The organism is Mucilaginibacter dorajii, assembly GCF_024808255.1.
GTDB classification, from domain to species: domain Bacteria; phylum Bacteroidota; class Bacteroidia; order Sphingobacteriales; family Sphingobacteriaceae; genus Mucilaginibacter; species Mucilaginibacter dorajii.
Window position 1 is genome coordinate 72,475 of the sequence record NZ_JANTYS010000022.1, and the last position, 17,809, is coordinate 90,283.

The window sequence follows — 17,809 nt, forward strand, 5'->3', positions numbered from 1 at the left end:
CGGCATATTTATGTTATACAGGATTAATGATATCCCGGGTTTTGTTTAAGTACAGGTGCGCCACCTTTTACACTCAGGTCAATTTCGGTAAGCGGAATAGGGAAATACTCGTTTTTCCCCTTGATAAACTTACCTCCTTTTACATCGTTGGTTTGGGTGCTTTGGTAAGCTACATAAGCGTTCAGCTCGGTATCGGCAATGCCCCATCTAACCAAATCAAAAAAGCGGTGACCTTCCATAGCCAGTTCAATTTTGCGCTCAAAATAGATGGCTTTTAGCGCCACATCCTGACTGGTAAAAGAACCGGCCGGGTAAGGGCTAACCTTGTAGTTAGCAGCAGCAGTAGTTGTAAAACCTTTGGTTGGGTTATCATTATCTTTATACGTATGTACCCATCCTGCGGTATTAGCAGCCCTGTTACGCACCATGTTAACATAATTTAGGGCAGCGTTAAAGTTGTTAAGCTGCGCTTCAACTTCGGCGGCCATTAGCAGCACATCGGCAAAACGGATAAGGTTTACGTTTATGCCCGATCCTGGCGCCCATGAAGTATTATCGCCATTGGTTGATTGCTCGGCCTGGCCATAAACATTTTTAATTGGCGAATACGGACCACCATATTGCTGATCCCTGATCCAATCAGTACCAGGGTGTAAGCCCCAGTCAAGGTACGGAATACCACGGCGACCCACCGTCCAATCCAAACGAGGGTCGATGGTACCAGCATCAGGCGTGTAATCATCGCCTGCGGCTACACCCATATCGGTTTTTAAAGCATGGCTGTTATAATCATCAAGATAAGGTAAACCGGTAGCGGGGTTGGTGCGGTAATGGTTTGCCAGCTCGATAGAGGGCTGGTAAAAACCGCAGCAGCTAAACGGACTACTGTTGCCATAAGGGAAGTTCAGCATATCGCCATCATTAGCGTTTGAAGGCCCGTTGGGGTCTGAATTGGCAGCCGCCTGCACCGCGAATACCGACTCGGCGCTGTTATTGGTGGCTGTTCTGAAGTTGTCATTGAACCTGGTATTCAAGGCGTATTTTAAACCCGATGCAGTTTCACCCTGGCTGATCACGGCATCGAACACCGCTTTGGCATCGGTGTACTTGTGCTCATATAAATAGGTTTTAGCCAAATAAGCGCCTGCTGCCCATTTATTTGCCCGGCCAACATTATCCTGGGTAACCGGCAAATTATCGTAAGCATATTTAAAATCCGCCTCAATTTTTGGCCAGATATCGGTGGTATTAGGCTGATTGATATCGGTTGTGGTTTCGTCCATATAAGGAACATTATTAAACATCTTTTTAAGATCGAAGTAATAATGACCGCGTAAAAACTTAGCCTGGGCAAGGATGTTGGTTTTAGTCGCATCTGCCAGTGCCGGAACTTTTTGGGTAACCATAATGGTATTATTTGCACGCGAAATACCCTCATAATCTGCACGCCATTTGCTGTCAAAGAAACCATTACTGGCATCCGGGTTGTATTTCATGATGGGTTCAATAGGCTGCTGATCGCCGGCTATACTTCCTTTTGAAGCATCGCCACCGGCCACACCGCCATAAATCCAGTTATCGGGCGATGCTTCCCATGAACCACCACCACCAATCGCGGCATCGCCGCCTTGCTGGCCGTCTAAAGCGGCATAAGCACCAACCAATAATTCATTGGCACCTGCTTCTGTTTCTAAAAACTGGGGTTGCAGGGCACCATTAATGGGTTTATCTAAAAATGATTTTTTACATGCAGCAAGCGATAAAACGCTTAGCAACATGATGCTGAAATATATTTTTGCTTTCATTGTAATACGCTTTATGTTGTTGTTATAATGAAAAATTTACGCCGAATAAGAATGTACGCGGACTGGCATAACTGCCTTCATCAATACCAAAATCTTTGGTGTTACCGCTCAGCTCAGGATCAATGCCGCTGTAACCTGTTAAAGTGAACAGGTTAGTTGCCGATACATAGATCCTCAGTTTTTGAATGCCTGCCTTCTTTAAAGCGTTCACTTTAAAGGTGTACCCTATCTGCGCGTTACGCAGGCGTACATAGGTTCCGTTTTCAACAAAATAAGAGTTTGGTGTGGCACCGCTGCTGGTTGATGCATCAAGCTCCTGGATAGGCGCTTTAGCATCCTGGTGGGTTGGTGTCCAGGAGTCGTTTAGCGCGGTGTAGCTTTTTGCAGTACCATATGACGCGTAAAAGTCTCTCCAGTATTTTACACTGTTCCATAACTTGTTGCCAAACGAGCCATAAAGGAAAACACTGGCATCAAAATTCTTATAATTTACAGCCAGGTTTAAGCCCGCGGTTACCTTGGGGTTAGGGTTGCCAATAAATGTACGATCTGCGTCGGTAATCATGCCATCGCCATTTACATCCTTGTATTTAAAACGCCCCACTTTAACATCAGATTGGTAAACCGCATTTGGATCGTTGCTTATTTTTTGGGCACTCGCATTGGCCGCGTCAATCTGGGCCTGGTTATTCCAAAAGCCATCTACCTGGTAACCATAAAACTCGCCTAATGAGTGGCCAACCGCGCTGCGGGTTATCGGGTTATCAAAACGGCTGGTGGCATCGCCCACAAAATAATCCCTGTCGTCAGATACTTTTAAGATCTTGTTATTATAGGTTGTTATAGTACCGGTGGCGCTAAAGTTAAGATCTTTATTCGCGGTAAAATTACCGGTTACAGAGATATCCAAACCATCTGTTTTCATTTTACCTACGTTTTGGGCAGGCACTTGTCCGTTACCGGCTGTACCCAACTGGCGTGCTGCATACAACAGATCGTTGATGTTTTTGCGGTAATAATCGGCAGTTACCGCAATTTTACCATCAAATATGGTGGCATCAAAGCCGATGTTGGAGTTGATGTCTTTTTCCCATAAGGCATGAGGATTAGCTATCTGATCCTGGTAAAAGCCAGGTACCAAAGGAGCGTTACCGTCTAAAGGATAGTAAGACTGCCCGATGTTTGTGCTAAAGGTGGTATAAGCATCTTTGGCACCCATATTAATCTGGTTGCCCATAATGCCCCAGCCACCGCGTACTTTTAAATCGGTAAGCCATTTTACATTTTTAAGGAAGCTTTCCTGCGATACACGCCAGCCGCCGCTAAATGCAGGGAAATAACCATAACGCTGATCTACCGGGAATTTTGAAGAGCCATCCCGGCGAATGGTCGCGTTAAACAGGTACTTGTTATCAAAAATGTAGTCGAGACGTGCAAATTCTGAAAAAAGTGAATTTGAGGCTGTGCTGCTATAAGTATCCTTATTATTGGTTCCGGTTGAAAGGTTCACATAATTAGGATCGAAACTATAAAACCCCTGAATGCTGCCGCCAAGGCTGCTATCATGATCTTCAACAGCTTCGGTACCTACAACCACATTCAGGTTATGCTTTCCAAAAGTTTTTTGATAGGATAGTGTATTTGTCCAGTTAAAACTATAGGCATTTTCAGAGTTTTCGCTGTAGCTGTTTATCTGCGAGTTTTCTACGTTTTCATAAGTTGGGTAATTAAACGAATGATTTTTACTGTTCAAAATATCGCCGCCAAAGCTGGTGCGCAACACAAGTCCTTTAAAAATATCGGCCTCGGCAAACATATTTCCCAACAGCCGGTAAGCAGTAGCACCATTTACTTTAGTACGTTGCTGTATGGCTACCGGGTTATTGGCATCGCCTAAACCTGTACCATAGCTACCTGCATAATTGCCTTTAATGTCATAAACGGGTATAATAGGCTGCTCCCGTAAACCCATAGCAATAACACCATCCGGGTTGTTGGCCGTTATCTGTGCATGGTTTGTGCCCGATACCTGTGGTGTATTGGTGATAGAATACGCCAGGTTTTCGCCCACCCTGATGTGCTTGGTAATGTTAAAGGTAGTATTTGAGCGCAGGGTATACCGCTTAAGATAGGTATCTATTAATGTACCTTGCTGGTTAAAATAGTTTAACGAAAACAGGTAACTTGCCTGATCGCTACTACCGCTTAAAGTTAAGTTGTGGCTGGTTATCGGTGCTGTTTTAAACAGCTCATGATACCAATCGGTACCAGTTTTATTGGCTTTTGTGATCCTGTAGAAGTTATTATAGTCATCGGGCGATGTATAATTAGGATTCACATAATATTTTGAAGGATCAACCGAAGGATCGCCGTTTTTAGCACCCGCGGGTGTGATATAATCGGGCAGTGTAAAGTTTGCGCCATGGCCATTGGGATTATACAAAGGGTCCTGAAAATCTGTAGTACCGGAGTTTTTTTCGGCTAACAATTGCAGGTTAGCTGTTTGTTGCGGGTTTAAAGTATTCCAAACGTTACCACCTTTAGGCACCTGTGAGCCATAATAAGCATCGTACTGAATACTTACTTTGCCTTTACCCTTTTTGGTTGTAATAATTATTACCCCGTTGGCTGCCCTGGCACCATATATAGAGGCCGAGCTCGCATCCTTTAACACCTGTAAAGATTCGACATCGTTAGGGTTAATGGTGCTGATATCATAGGTTTCCATCCCGTCAACCACATATAATGGGGTATTATCGCCAAAAGTGTTAAAACCCCTGATGTGTACCTGTGGTTCTTCGCCTGGCTGTCCTGATCCGGTAACGGTGACACCCGATGCCTGGCCTTGTAACTGACTGTTTACCGATGATGAGGCCTGTTTGTTAAGATCTTTAACATTTACAACAGCTACCGCGCCGGTAAGGTCCTTTTTCTTTTGGGTGGCATAGCCCACTACCACAACCTCGTTTAAAGCTTTTGATTCTTCGGCAAGTTTTATATTGATGACCGCTTGTCCGTTAACTGCAGCTTCCTGTCCTGTAAACCCTAAAAAGTTATATACCAGCGTACCGGTACCATCGGGCAGGGTGATGCTGTATTTACCATCGGTATTGGTTACTGTACCTAAGGAGCTGCCTTTGAGTTTTATACTTACACCCGGCAGCGGCGCGCCGCTTGCATCGGTAACTGTGCCAGTAACGGTAAGGGTTACTATTTCTTTACCATCAGGTTTAATGATGATGATATCATCCACTACCTGGAAGGTAAGCTGCTGATTTTTGAGTACATTTTTCATTACGGTTTCAATGTTGGCGTCTTGCAGCTCTATATTGATCTTCTTATCAACATTGACCTGGTCCAACCGGTAAAAAACCGTGTACTTGCTGTTTTTCTCAATCTGTTTAAACATTTGTTTTACAGATACATTGTTCACATTAAAGTTGAAAACGTTTTGTGAGTAAACAGCCGCATGTATTTGCATTATTCCCGTGAAGAGTAAAACAGTTACAAGCTTCATAATTTTAATCGTTTTTTGCCACGCATGCGCAGCCCTTACAGATTTTCTGTCAAAATTTATCATAAATTTGTTTGTTAATCAGTTAATACGATGCTTCCCCAAGCGTAGGGTATTAGCTATTGATTTTATAGGACCCGGAGTGTTAGCGCACATCGGGTTTTTTTATTTTGAAAGAGAGCGTTAGTTTTTCGTCATATGTTTTTTGTTTTTTAAGGTTAACAGATTAGTTTTTATTGTTTTTGGTTATGTTCACGGTGTTCCCGGTTATGGAATAATCAATTGGGGTATTACCCTTAATCAGTTCCAAAACCTTATTGATACTTGTCACATTTTTAAAGCTGCCCGAGTAGCGGATACTTTGCAAACCGGCATCATTCATTATAATTTTCACATTGTAGCGACGCTCCAGCACTTTTGAGATCTCATCAAGTGTGTTGCCGTCAAATACCAGCAGATCATCTTTCCAGCCATCATAACGGTCCAGTTTTGCCGAATCAATTTGCATTACCTGGATCTCATTAAGATTATCAAGATCTTTTTTGTTGGCAGGCTTGCTAAATTCTTCCGGTTTTGGATAATAGATTCTGAGCACCTGGTGTGGCTTTACATAAATGCGGTTCATTTCATGGGCGTTGTTATCTATATTGCCCTCCACAGCTACTTCGCCTTTTACTACTGTAGTTTCAAAAAACCTATCGTTAGGGTAAGCCTTTAAATTAAATTTTGTGCCGATATCCCTGATGGTATAGTTTTTTGTATTCACCAAAAAAGGGATCGTTTTTTTGCCGGGGGCGATCTCAAAAAAAGCTTCCCCCTCTAAATAAACCGTACGATTGGTTTTACCAAAACCGGTATTATAATTAAGTTTACTGCCGGCGTTAAGCCAAACCAGCGTACCATCGCTTAAAACTATTTTTTTAATGCCTCCATTATTTGCAGCTACCTGCTTTACCTTTTGCACGTTTTGCGCATAGTGATTGAGTAATAAGCCCGTAAACACGCTAAACAGCGTTACAGCGGCAGCAACTTTGGTCCATATTTTAAGTGTCCGGTATTTTGTTTCGCGTGGTATATTATCTGCCGAGAATTTCTGGAAAGCTTTTTCCTGGTTAACCACATCGGGTTGCAGGTATAGCATATTTTGCCAGGTTTCGTAAAGCTGGGCAAAATACTGTTCGTTCTCGGGGTGCGCGCTTACCCATAGCCTTACCTGCTCCACCTCTTCATCATTGGCTTCGCGGGTTATATATTTCACCAGTAAAAGTTTTATTTCTTCGTTATCCATCCTTATATACTACCAAGACAACTGAAAAGGGCCATACCCTCAAACGGTTAAAAAATATTTCAATAAAAAAGCCGGCTGAATATTGAACCGGCTTTCATTACCATTAGTTAAGGTATATTATTGCAAGTATTTAATCAAGGTTACCAAACTCAACGGTAAAAATTTATTGGGGTCTATAGCCCAACTACAAAACAATACAGGTTACTTTATCATTATTTCCATATTAAATTTGACGCTTACAGATTAATTCCTAACTTGTTAAAGTTTTTTAAAAAGTATGTCATTTCTATTTTACCTATGAATAAATGATTACCCAAAGCAGCAACCTATCAATTACAAAACTTACGCAGGGCGATGCGCGGGCTTTCGAAGCTTTATTTAAGCTTCACTATACCCGCCTCACGCTTTTTGCCAATCGTTTTGTAAATAATTTGTTGGTTGCCGAGGAAATTGTCGCGGATGTATTTACCGATCTGTGGGAAAAAGGGCATGAGGTTACCTTTTCAACGTCCGTAAGTTCATACCTATATAAAATGGTGCAAAACCGAAGCCTCAATTACCTGAAGCACCAAAAAATAGAAAACCTTTACGTGGTTTACCTGCAAAAAAACAACCTGTTTGATGAGATACGCAGCGCCGTTGAAAACGGCTATGAAGAAAAGGAACTGGCCCGCCAGATTAAAGCAGCTATAAATACCCTCCCAGAAAAATGTCGCGAAATTTTTGTGCTGAGCCGCTTTAGCGATATGAAGTATAAAGAAATTGCCAGTCAGCTTAATATTTCACCTAAAACTGTAGAACGCCAGGTAAGCATTGCCTTAGAAAAGCTGAGGCAGACATTGCGGCATGTGAGTTATTTGTTTATGTTTTAAAACCTTCCTAATAGCGATGGATTTAAAACCCATCGCTATTGGGCAAAGCCTGTAAAATTCTACTTAATCCCCATTTCCTTTTTCAAAAACTGACCGGTAAAGCTTTCCTTCACTTTGCAAAGCCCTTCGGGAGTACCACTAAAAAGGATCTTTCCACCACCGGAACCACCTTCGGGACCAAGGTCTATCACGTGATCGACTACCTTAATTACGTCAAGGTTATGCTCAATTACCAATACCGTGTTTCCTTTATCAACGAGCTGGTAAAGTACACCTAACAGTACATTGATATCTTCAAAGTGCAAGCCCGTGGTTGGCTCATCTAAAATATAGAAGGTGTTACCGGTATCTTTTTTAGATAGCTCGGTAGCCAGCTTAACACGTTGCGCTTCGCCGCCCGATAAGGTTGTTGATGCCTGCCCCAAAGTAATATAGCCCAAGCCTACATCGTTCAGGGTTTTCACCTTGCGGTAGATAGATGGGATATGCTCAAAAAACGGGGTAGCATCCTCAATGCTCATATCCAGCACATCGCTGATGGATTTGCCACGGTAACGTACTTCCAGCGTTTCGCGATTGTACCGTTTGCCCTGGCATTCTTCGCAAGGCACTTGTACATCGGGTAAAAAGTTCATTTCAATAACTTTCATACCGGCACCCTGGCAGGTTTCGCAACGGCCGCCTTTTACGTTAAATGAGAAACGACCGGGCTTATACCCCCTGATCCTTGACTCGGGCAAAGCCACATACAAATTCCTGATATCCGAGAACACGCCGGTATAAGTGGCCGGGTTTGACCGTGGTGTACGACCGATTGGCGTTTGATCTATCTCAATCACTTTATCGATATTCTCTAACCCTTCAATTTTTTCATAAGGCAGCGGATGCTTTTTAGCCCTGAAAAAGTGGTGGTTCAATATAGGATACAGTGTTTCGGTAATTAAGCTTGATTTACCACTGCCGGATACCCCGGTAATGCCAATCAATTTACCCAACGGAAAATCGACAGAAACCTTTTTTAAATTATGGCCCGTAGCTTTTTTAAGGCTTAATGTTTTGCCGTTACCTTCTCTCCTCTTTTCGGGCACAGCGATAGAACGCTCACCATTAATATAAGATGTAGTAAGGGTATGTTCTGCCATTAACTGTGCCGGTGTTCCCTGGGCAACTATCTGGCCGCCGTGTACGCCGGCAGCCGGCCCCATATCAATCACATGATCAGCCTCCAGGATCATATCTTTATCGTGCTCAACCACCAATACGGTATTGCCTAAATCGCGCAGGTTCTTGAGGGCGTTTATCAGTCGCTCATTATCGCGCTGGTGCAGGCCGATGCTTGGCTCATCTAAAATGTACATTACATTCATCAGCTGCGAGCCAATTTGAGTTGCCAAACGGATGCGCTGGGCCTCGCCACCAGATAAGGTTTTAGCGGTACGATCAAGCGTTAAATAGCTCAAACCAACATCCAGCAAAAACACAATACGCGCACGGATCTCTTTCAGGATCTCTTTGGCAATCACATTCTGGCGGTCGGTAAGCCTGTCCTCTAGTCCGTTAAACCATTCCTGCAAGTGGTTGATATCCATGCAGGCCAGTTCAAATATATTTTTGTTATCTACCTTAAAATGTAACGATTCCTTTTTTAATCTGGCACCATCACAAACCGGACAGGTTTTCAGCACGCGATAGTTCTCCATATCGTCCATACCTTCGTCGTTACGGCGCTCCTGTTGCTCTTCCAGCATGCGCACAATACCGTCAAAAGTGATGGTATAGCTTTGCACATTCCATTTATTGTATTCAACAGATACGCTGATGGTATCGGGCGCGCCGTTCAAAATAATATCCAGGTGTTCGCGGCTCAGCTTTTCAATAGGTGTAGTCAACGAGAACTCATATTTTTTGGCCAGCGATTTCAACACCTGGAAAATCCAGGTTTCGCGATATTCACCAATAGGAGCCAAACCACCATTCATAATGGTGAGCTTTGGATTTGGGATCACCGATGCTTCATCAACCTCAAAAATATAACCTAAGCCGTTACATTTTTCGCAGGCACCATAGGGTGAGTTAAAAGAGAAGGTATTAGGCTGCGGCTCATCATAAGATATACCCGAAACCGGGTCCATCAAATACTTACTATAATAGGCTACGTTACCGTCCTTATCCCCCACACGAATAATGCCTTTGGCTATTTTTAAAGCCGCCTGTACCGAGGTGTATAAACGCTTTGCATCTTTTTCGGTTACTACCAGTCTATCTACCACAATATCAATATCATGGATCTTGTACCTATCCACCTGCATTTTGGGTTCCACATCGGCCATGGCCCCATCAATCCATACTTTTAAATAGCCTTGTTTGCGGATGGATTCAAACAATTCGCGGTAGTGTCCTTTACGTGCCTTTACCACCGGGGCCAGGATATTTACCGGTTGCCCGTCAAACTTTTCGGTAATGGTTTTCAGGATCTCGTCTTCGCTCATGCGCTCCATCTTCTCGCCTGTAGTATAGGAGTAGGCATCGCCGGTACGGGCAAAAAGCAGGCGCATAAAATCATAGATCTCGGTAATGGTACCTACGGTAGACCGTGGGTTTTTGCTGGTTGTTTTTTGCTCAATGGCAATAACCGGACTAAGGCCCGATACCTTATCCACATCGGGGCGCTCCATACCACCCATAAACTGGCGCGAGTAGGCCGAAAATGTTTCCATATAACGGCGCTGCCCTTCGGCATAAATGGTATCAAACGCTAACGACGATTTACCACTGCCGCTTAACCCGGTGATTACCACCAGCTGGTTACGCGGAAAAGAAACATCAATATTTTTTAGGTTATGCACCCTGGCTCCGTAAACTTCAACTTCGCTTTGTTCGCCAAGGTCTATTGTTTTTTCGCTCATATTTATTTTAAACCGATGTAGCCGGCCCGCCTTTAAAGGGCAATAGCCATACTAATATTTTTCGCAAATATACGTAAAAAGCTGGTGCTTTATAAGATATGCAAGCCCCCCAAAGTTTATTTGACTCAAAAACTACGGTGAAAATATAACCCATGTTTGCGGCGGTTGTTTTATAGCAGGGCCCATTAGAAGCCATGAAAGAAGATGACATTTAACCGCATAAAAAAGGCCTGTTTTCCGTCCGGGAAAACAGGCCTTAAAGTGCTCCGTAACTAATATTCTTAATTAATTCATAACGTTACGCGTTAATCAATTAAATGCCAGCAATGTTGTTGGCTGGGTAATATTGTAATAGTTTTTATAGCCAAACTCTTTAGGCTGCTCAATAATTGCTTTCATGGCGATGATGTTGTAAACGTAAGCGCCGGTTTCGCGGTTAAGTTTCATCCTGAAGTAATTATCCTCTTTTTGTTTGTTGATAGCCCTTTGCAATTTAACCGAGCCATTGTTATAAGCAGCAGCAGCTAAAGTCCAGCTGTTAAATTCGCCGTACAATTCTCTGATGTACTTGCAGGCCGCGATGGTTGATTTGCGTATGTTTTTACGCTCATCAACACCATGCCCCACCTTTAAACCATAAGTACGCGCTGTGCCGGCCATAAATTGCCATAAACCAGACGCTCCTTTTGGAGACGTGCCGGATTGCAGGCCCGACTCAACCAGCGGGATGTACTTAAAGTCATCGGGAATACCGTAAAACTTCAGGATAGGCTCAATGATGGGGAACAATACTTCGGCCTTACGGTGCAGTAAGGTTGATTGCACGTTTTTAAAAGCATGCCGTCTAAGCGATTTGTTCAGTTTAAAGGTAACCCTGGCATCATTAACAGGTAAAGCTTCATCTGCAAAATTATATGCTGCAGCATTGCTTTTAACAAAAATAAACTTCGAGGTTCGGTTGCTTGATCTGGCCGGTTTCGCGCTCTTCGCGTCGATAGTTGTGCCGTAGATATTAAGCAGGGAAATGAGAACCAGCACCAGCATTACGGAGCACGTAAGTAAGTGTTTTTTAATCATTTCTTTTTTTATCATTAACTATACATTAGGTAAAATGTGCCGCAAAGGTATGCCATACAAATCACATAATCAAATACTTAGCTTTTTGCTAACTTTTTTAGTTGCGGTTTTTGGTTCAAAAACGAGGTTTAAAACGGTTTAAACCATGTTTTTGAACCCGATAATTTTTTTTTGATTTTGGGTTGATTTTTGCCAAAAAAGCGTAACTTTGACCCTCACGCTGCGAAAGCGCTAAACAAAAAAATATGGTATTTAAGAGACCAACAGGTAGTCGCGATGACAAGCCGGGAAAATCATCGGGAAGAAGCTCACGTAGTGAGGACAAACCCAAAAGACCGGCAACCGCGAAAGGCAAAGCCACTCCAAACGGAGAAAAGAAAGCAAGCTCCAGACCGGAGAAATCATTCCAAAGCAACAGGTTCAGTGACGATAAGCCCAAAAGCAATTTTAGGGACAGTTCATCTGCCGGCGATAAAAAATCATCTGGCAGATCAAAACCGTACTCTGGTCGCCCGTCTGCAGGTGATGACAGACCCAAAAGCAATTTCAGGGATGGTGCAGCATCTGGCGATAAAAAAAGCTTTTCGCCACGCAGCAAACCATACTCTGGCCGCCCATCATCCGGCGATAGCGACAGACCGCAAAGAAGCTTCGGCGCAGGCTCTGCTTCGGCCGATAGAAAACCTTACTCTGGCAGGCCAACAGGCGGAGAGGGTGAAGAAAGACCAAAAAGAGGCTTTGGCAGCAGCGCTCCCGGCGATAAAAAACCATACTCATCACCTCGTACACGTACCTCAAATACCGACTTTGGCGATAAGCCTAAAAGAAGTTTTGGCGCAGGTGCCGAAAGATCAACAGACAAAAAATTTAATGAAAGGCCCGAAGGCGGATTTAAAAAACGCGAAGGAAGCTTTTCAAAAGATAAACCGGCTTACAATACCGATAGACCGCAACGTAAGCCTACTTACGATAAAATAACCAAAGACCTTGATGCCCCTGTAAGGACCATGCGCGGCCGCAAAAACGCCGGCGAGCCTAAAAAAGGTGCCGACGATGGGCTGATCCGTCTTAACCGTTATATCTCAAACGCAGGTATTTGCTCGCGCCGTAAGGCCGATGAGCTGATCATTGCAGGTGTAGTATCGGTAAATGGCGTAGTGGTTGACGAATTAGGAGCCAAAATTGATCCATCAAGAGATGAGATCAAATACAATGGTGAAACCCTTCGTCGCGAAAAAATGGTTTATGTATTGCTAAATAAACCAAAGGATTACATCACCACTACCGAAGACCCGCAAGAACGCCGTACCGTAATGCACCTGGTTGAAAAAGCAACCAAAGAGCGTATTTATCCTATCGGCCGTTTAGACAGGAACACTACCGGCTTATTGTTAATGACCAATGATGGCGCGCTTGCCGATAAACTTTCACACCCACGCAGCAACATCAGCAAGCTGTACCAGGTTGAATTGAGCAAAGCTTTATCACAAGGTGACCTGAACAAGATCACTTATGGTATCGAGCTTGAAGATGGTGTAATTAAACCAGATTCGGTATCGTACGTTGCCGGTGGCTCAAAAAGAGAAGTAGGCATCCAGATCCACAGCGGTAAAAATCGTGTTGTACGCCGCATATTTGAAAGCCTTGGCTACGAAGTTGTAAAGCTTGACAGGGTGGTTTATGCCAACCTTACCAAAAAAGATCTTCCACGCGGCCGCTACCGCCACCTGGAAGAAAGCGAGATCATCCAGCTTAAACACCTGATAAAATAATTAAAACGCCCCGCTGAATAGCGGGGCGTTTTTCTGTCTATTTTGTTAACTTGCTGCTATGCTAACCTTTAACCCCAAAGGCTTATTAACGCCAGCAACAATTATAAAATCGTCTTTAAACGAGTTTGAGACTGAGTTTGCAATTAGCTTAAATGAAGATAAGCGAACATATTTATTTGAACAATACAAACTATATTGTAATGAACTGAAAACTCTTTGCAACAATCTTCCAATTATTCAATGGATTGATGGTTCTTATGTAACTAAAGGCAAAAACCCATCGGATATTGATTTGGTTTTCTTTTTAGATTATGAAACGGCAAAGGCGAAACAAAATGAACTCAAACAATTTATCTATCCTCAAAGTCTGGCAATTTATGGTATAGATGCGTACATCATCGTTATTTACCCCGATGATAGCAAATATGCGTATGGTTCTAAAGCTGATAAAGCATATTGGACACAACACTTTGGAAACACTAAACCTAATCGACAGCATAAAAAAATACCGAAAGGTTTTTTAGAAATAATTATTTAAATTTGATATATGAGGACTCATCATTTAAAGGAGCTTGTTGAAAGTATCAAAAAAACAGAGGAAATGATATCCTTGCATAAGGATGATGAACTTACTTTGGTGATAACTCAATATGAAGCTTTAAAAGCAAAGCAGGTAGCTGAATTTATCGACGAATTAGCAAAGCCACCTTTTCAATCAGTAGAAAGCTTTTCGCTGATCAATCTTATTATTAACAAATATTATCCCACAATAAATTCCGACAGGGTTAAACAAAAAGATTTGAGAGAATTGGCTTTAACAATTTGATATCAATAACACTTTGAATACGCGCCACCCGATAAAATAAATTAAAAAACGCTCCGCTAAACATCGGGGCATTTTTTTTGTCTATTTTGTTAACTTGCAAGCCTTAACTAATATACCAACATGAAAAAAGTTCTTTTGATGGTAACGTTGCTATCACCGCTGTTCAATTTCGCGCAAGATAAAAAACCGCTCCCCAAAACTTTCGACCTTGTAGTGGGTACTTATACTACCGGCACCAGTAAGGGCATTATGGTTTACCGTTTTTATACCCAAAGTGGTAAGCTGGCCTATTTAAGCCAGGTAGATGGTGTTACCAATCCATCCTACTTACAGGTTAGCAAAAACAATAAATTTATCTACGCGGTAAATGAATTGCCTAAGGGCGAGGTGAGCGCGTTTTCATTTGATGCCAAAACAGGTAAAATTGATTTCATTAACAAACAATCGTCCCTTGGTGCCGATCCTTGTTATATCGCGGTAGATAAAGCGCAGAAAACAGCATTTGTAGCTAATTACTCAAGTGGCCAGGTTACCGTGCTGCCTATCAATAAAGATGGCTCATTAGGCGCAGGGATTGAAACCGTGCGTAATGAAGAAGGCAAAGGCCCCAATAAAGAGCGCCAGGAAGGCCCGCATGCACACATGAGCATTTTATCGCCCGATGAAAAGTATTTATTTTATAATGATCTGGGCACCGATAGGATCAATATTTATCGTTTTAAACCCGGTAAAGATTCTCCTTTAACTGGTGCAAACCCATCATTTGTAAGTGTAACGCCAGGCGACGGTCCGCGCCACCTGGAGTATTCTTTAGATAAAAAACATGTTTTCCTGGCAACAGAAATGGGGTCGAACGTTTTTGTTTTTGATTACGATGGTGGCAAGTTTAAACAAAAACAGGTGATATCATTATTACCCGATGGCTTTACCGGCAAAACTGCCGCGGCAGCAATCCACCTATCGCCAGATGGCAGGTTCCTGTACGTATCAAACCGTTTAGAAACCAACGAGATCATTTGTTTCTCGGTTAACCAGGAAACCGGCGCGCTCACTTTTGTATCGCGTCAATCAAGCTTTGGTAAAAACCCGCGTGATTTTGCTATCGACCCAACCGGCAACTTTATGGTGGTAGCTAACCAAAGCAGCGACAGCATGTTTGTATTCAGGATAGACCAAAATACCGGCAAACTAACACAAACAGGAATTAAGGTAGACATTGGCAACCCGGTTTGTTTGAAATTTACACCAGCGGAATAAGCTGAAGGCCGAAGGCTTAAAGCAGAAAGCTTTAAAATGAAAAAAGCTCAAAGCAAGAAGTATAGTTCTTCTGCTTTGAGCTTTTTGCTTTAAGCCTTCGGCTTAATTAGCTTTAGTGAACGAATAAATAATATACCCCGTGCTGTTACCTACAGCAACAGGCGATTTTAGCGTCATGGTCGAGCCATCGTTATTAGCAATGTCCAAACGGTAGCCTTCTGCTACGTTTTTGGCTTTATCACCTTCATAAATCTTTTTGAATTGAAATTGGGTACCGGTGGTACCACCATTATAAACCGACCAAAAGATGGTTTGTGATGTACCGTTAGTTAACGTATAAATGCCGTTGCCACTATTGGTTAATTTCCAGGTGCTGCCAACAAAAGCCTCGGGCGCAGCCTGGTCAAATACATTTTGAACAGCATTTTGTACTAAGCCGTCATAGCTTACATTATTTAATGTCCAGGTGCCAACAAATTTGCCCCGGGATACATTGGATACAGCTGTGGATGTGTTTTTGGGAGTTGAACAGGCAGTAAATACAACGATAAGGGATAGCAACGCTATCGAAATTTTAAACAGGTTTTTCATGACAGTAATATTTATATGCGTATAAGCATAAATCCTGCCAAAAAGTTTTAACGATACTTAACTGCATTTATATTAAGTTGTTTTTCAATCTCATTCAGTTGTTTGTTGATTGAAGCAGTTACCATATCAACCTCTTTAACCTTTTTCAAACTTTTAGCAAAGCGATGATCAAGATCCCCTGAAAATAAATTGCGATGTAGGTTTTTTATAAGATCCATAGGCTTTAAAATACTCCTTATAGCTCTATTTTACGGACACCTTGCATTAAGGTTACATGTTTTTTAATTATTTATTAATTATCCCCCATTTTACTTAAAAAGGCAATCAGTTTCTCCATTGCCCTGCCCCTGTGGCTAATTTGGTTTTTCTCGGCCATACTCATTTCGGCAAAGGTGATATCATAGCCATCAGGCTCAAATATGGGGTCGTATCCAAAGCCGTCGGTTCCACTGGAAGCGGTACGTATGGTGCCTTCAACCGTTCCGTCAAAAAAATGCTCCTCGCCCTCCCATATCAACGAGATTACCGTGCGGAACCGGGCTTTACGGTTTGTATTGTCTGCTAAATTATCCAGTACCTTTTTAATATTGGCCGCATGGTTGCCGTGCTCACCGGCGTAACGGGCAGAATATACGCCCGGATCGCCATTAAGGGCATCTATCTCCAGGCCACTGTCGTCTCCAAAACAATTGAGGTGATATTGCTGATAAATATGATTGCTCTTTATAGAGGCGTTACCCTTAAAGGTGGTGCCAGTTTCTTCTATCTCATCATAACAGCCAATATCATCAAGCGTTAGCAGTTTAAACTTATCACCTATTTTGGCGGCTACTTCATCAAGCTTGTGGCGGTTATTGGTGGCGAAAACTAATTGCATTTTCTTTGGATTAAGGATTTTGGGATAAAGGAGTAAGGACTTGGGGACTAAAGACTTATAGACAAAGGAACAAGGACTAAAAATTCATTTTTTCGACCCTATCTTTAACTCGATTTAGGATATTTTCGCTTGAGTCGCCATGAATATCCCGTATCTGATAACTTGCATTAGATGGATTTTCCTGATCTTTAAACTGATTGATATTCAAATTAAATAAGATTTGGCCGAAACGTTGGGTTGGATTCTTTTCAGCATATGCTGCAATGATCTCCAGGATCTGCCTGTTAAATTCAATATGATTATCATCAAACCTGTTATCCATCGTACAGCTATTATATCATAAAACTCAAAACTTACCACTCAAAACTCATCACTAATTTAAAACCCTTTCACCTGTTCCCAAAACGCTTTTTTGTACTCTACGTTATCCATCATTTCGCCAAAGCTGAAGCTGTAAAGGTTGCTTAGACCACCTAACAGCTTTGGAGTATTTAGTGTTAACGTAGGTGCTGCTTGCGGTAGCGCATTTTTGCCCAATATTAAAACCTTTGCTGGCTTAAAAAACTGCTGCAGGTCGTCATATTTAGCATCGGGGTAGGTAGCAATATTAACGATGGCAAGGTCATTTACCTCAAGATCCTTACGTTTAATAATATTTGTTAACGCGGTAAGGTGGGCATCATCAATAAATTCCAGGTTGGGATAGTGAGTCAATACTAAAAAGCGCTTCAGGTTTTTACCCATATACTTAAAGCTAATTGATGGCGTTTCAATTATTGGCACTACGGGTATTTGTGTAGACGGGATAATTACCGGCGTTGGCGTTTGTAATACAACCGGTGCTTGCTCAACCGCTGGCTCGGCTATTTCAGGTTCGGCAACAGTTGGGATTTCGTACGTGACTTTATCTGCTTTGAGCAAGTAAAGTTCGTCCTGTAAAATAAAGCGGAGGGCAACCGGGTTTTCAACTTTCACTTTAACAAATTTTAACCAAAAGTAGTTAAACGGTTTGAAGCATTATAAC

The 17,809-nt window shown here is 42.4% G+C and carries 15 protein-coding genes; 5 read left to right on the plus strand and 10 right to left on the minus strand.

The features are described 5' to 3' along the window. Positions 1-23: 23 nt before the first annotated feature. From FHS10_RS23335 to FHS10_RS23345, 3 genes are all read right to left on the minus strand, one after another. The gene (locus FHS10_RS23335) at positions 24-1,805 is read right to left on the minus strand and encodes a RagB/SusD family nutrient uptake outer membrane protein (protein ID WP_259095747.1); all 1,782 of its coding nucleotides are present in this window, start codon (positions 1,803-1,805) and stop codon (positions 24-26) included. Between the two features lie 22 nt (positions 1,806-1,827). After that, the gene (locus FHS10_RS23340; RefSeq protein ID WP_259095748.1) at positions 1,828-5,322 is read right to left on the minus strand and encodes a TonB-dependent receptor; all 3,495 of its coding nucleotides are present in this window, start codon (positions 5,320-5,322) and stop codon (positions 1,828-1,830) included. A gap of 223 nt (positions 5,323-5,545) precedes the next feature. Beyond that, positions 5,546-6,607, minus strand: coding sequence for a FecR family protein (locus FHS10_RS23345; protein ID WP_259095749.1), 1,062 nt, complete (start codon positions 6,605-6,607; stop codon positions 5,546-5,548). 305 nt (positions 6,608-6,912) lie between these two features. On the opposite strand from FHS10_RS23345, the gene FHS10_RS23350 reads away from it, so the two are divergent. After that, positions 6,913-7,479 (plus strand): RNA polymerase sigma-70 factor, encoded by a 567-nt coding sequence (locus FHS10_RS23350; RefSeq protein ID WP_259095750.1) that lies wholly within the window; start codon positions 6,913-6,915, stop codon positions 7,477-7,479. 59 nt (positions 7,480-7,538) lie between these two features. On the opposite strand, the gene uvrA is transcribed toward FHS10_RS23350, so the two are convergent. Beyond that, on the minus strand, positions 7,539-10,385 hold the full coding sequence (uvrA, locus tag FHS10_RS23355; protein WP_259095751.1) for an excinuclease ABC subunit UvrA: 2,847 nt from the start codon (positions 10,383-10,385) through the stop codon (positions 7,539-7,541). Between the two features lie 309 nt (positions 10,386-10,694). Then, positions 10,695-11,462, minus strand: coding sequence for a lytic transglycosylase domain-containing protein (locus FHS10_RS23360; protein WP_259095752.1), 768 nt, complete (start codon positions 11,460-11,462; stop codon positions 10,695-10,697). Positions 11,463-11,707: 245 nt separating this feature from the next. Here FHS10_RS23360 and FHS10_RS23365 point away from each other — a divergent pair, with 245 nt between their 5' ends. From FHS10_RS23365 to FHS10_RS23380, 4 genes are all read left to right on the plus strand, one after another. Further along, positions 11,708-13,234 (plus strand): pseudouridine synthase, encoded by a 1,527-nt coding sequence (locus tag FHS10_RS23365; protein ID WP_259095753.1) that lies wholly within the window; start codon positions 11,708-11,710, stop codon positions 13,232-13,234. 58 nt (positions 13,235-13,292) lie between these two features. Further along, a complete protein-coding gene (locus FHS10_RS23370; protein WP_259095755.1) occupies positions 13,293-13,772 on the plus strand; it encodes a DUF6932 family protein in 480 nt (159 codons plus the stop codon). Between the two features lie 9 nt (positions 13,773-13,781). After that, complete coding sequence (locus FHS10_RS23375) at positions 13,782-14,060, plus strand: hypothetical protein (RefSeq protein ID WP_259095757.1); 279 nt, start codon at positions 13,782-13,784, stop codon at positions 14,058-14,060. Between the two features lie 120 nt (positions 14,061-14,180). Next, positions 14,181-15,317: a lactonase family protein gene (locus FHS10_RS23380; RefSeq protein WP_259095758.1), complete on the plus strand. Its 1,137-nt coding sequence runs from the start codon at positions 14,181-14,183 to the stop codon at positions 15,315-15,317. A 102-nt stretch (positions 15,318-15,419) separates the two neighbouring features. Here the strand turns inward: FHS10_RS23380 and FHS10_RS23385 are convergent, their stop codons facing one another. The 5 genes from FHS10_RS23385 to FHS10_RS23405 form a co-directional block, all read right to left on the minus strand. Then, entirely contained in the window at positions 15,420-15,908 is a 489-nt protein-coding gene (locus FHS10_RS23385) for a hypothetical protein (protein ID WP_259095760.1), read from the minus strand. A 47-nt stretch (positions 15,909-15,955) separates the two neighbouring features. Continuing rightward, the gene (locus tag FHS10_RS23390; RefSeq protein ID WP_259095762.1) at positions 15,956-16,126 is read right to left on the minus strand and encodes a hypothetical protein; all 171 of its coding nucleotides are present in this window, start codon (positions 16,124-16,126) and stop codon (positions 15,956-15,958) included. A 74-nt stretch (positions 16,127-16,200) separates the two neighbouring features. After that, positions 16,201-16,785: a non-canonical purine NTP diphosphatase gene (locus FHS10_RS23395; protein ID WP_259095764.1), complete on the minus strand. Its 585-nt coding sequence runs from the start codon at positions 16,783-16,785 to the stop codon at positions 16,201-16,203. 76 nt (positions 16,786-16,861) lie between these two features. Next, a complete protein-coding gene (locus FHS10_RS23400; RefSeq protein ID WP_259095766.1) occupies positions 16,862-17,107 on the minus strand; it encodes a hypothetical protein in 246 nt (81 codons plus the stop codon). A gap of 56 nt (positions 17,108-17,163) precedes the next feature. After that, the gene (locus FHS10_RS23405) at positions 17,164-17,760 is read right to left on the minus strand and encodes a hypothetical protein (RefSeq protein ID WP_259095768.1); all 597 of its coding nucleotides are present in this window, start codon (positions 17,758-17,760) and stop codon (positions 17,164-17,166) included. Positions 17,761-17,809 lie beyond the last annotated feature (49 nt).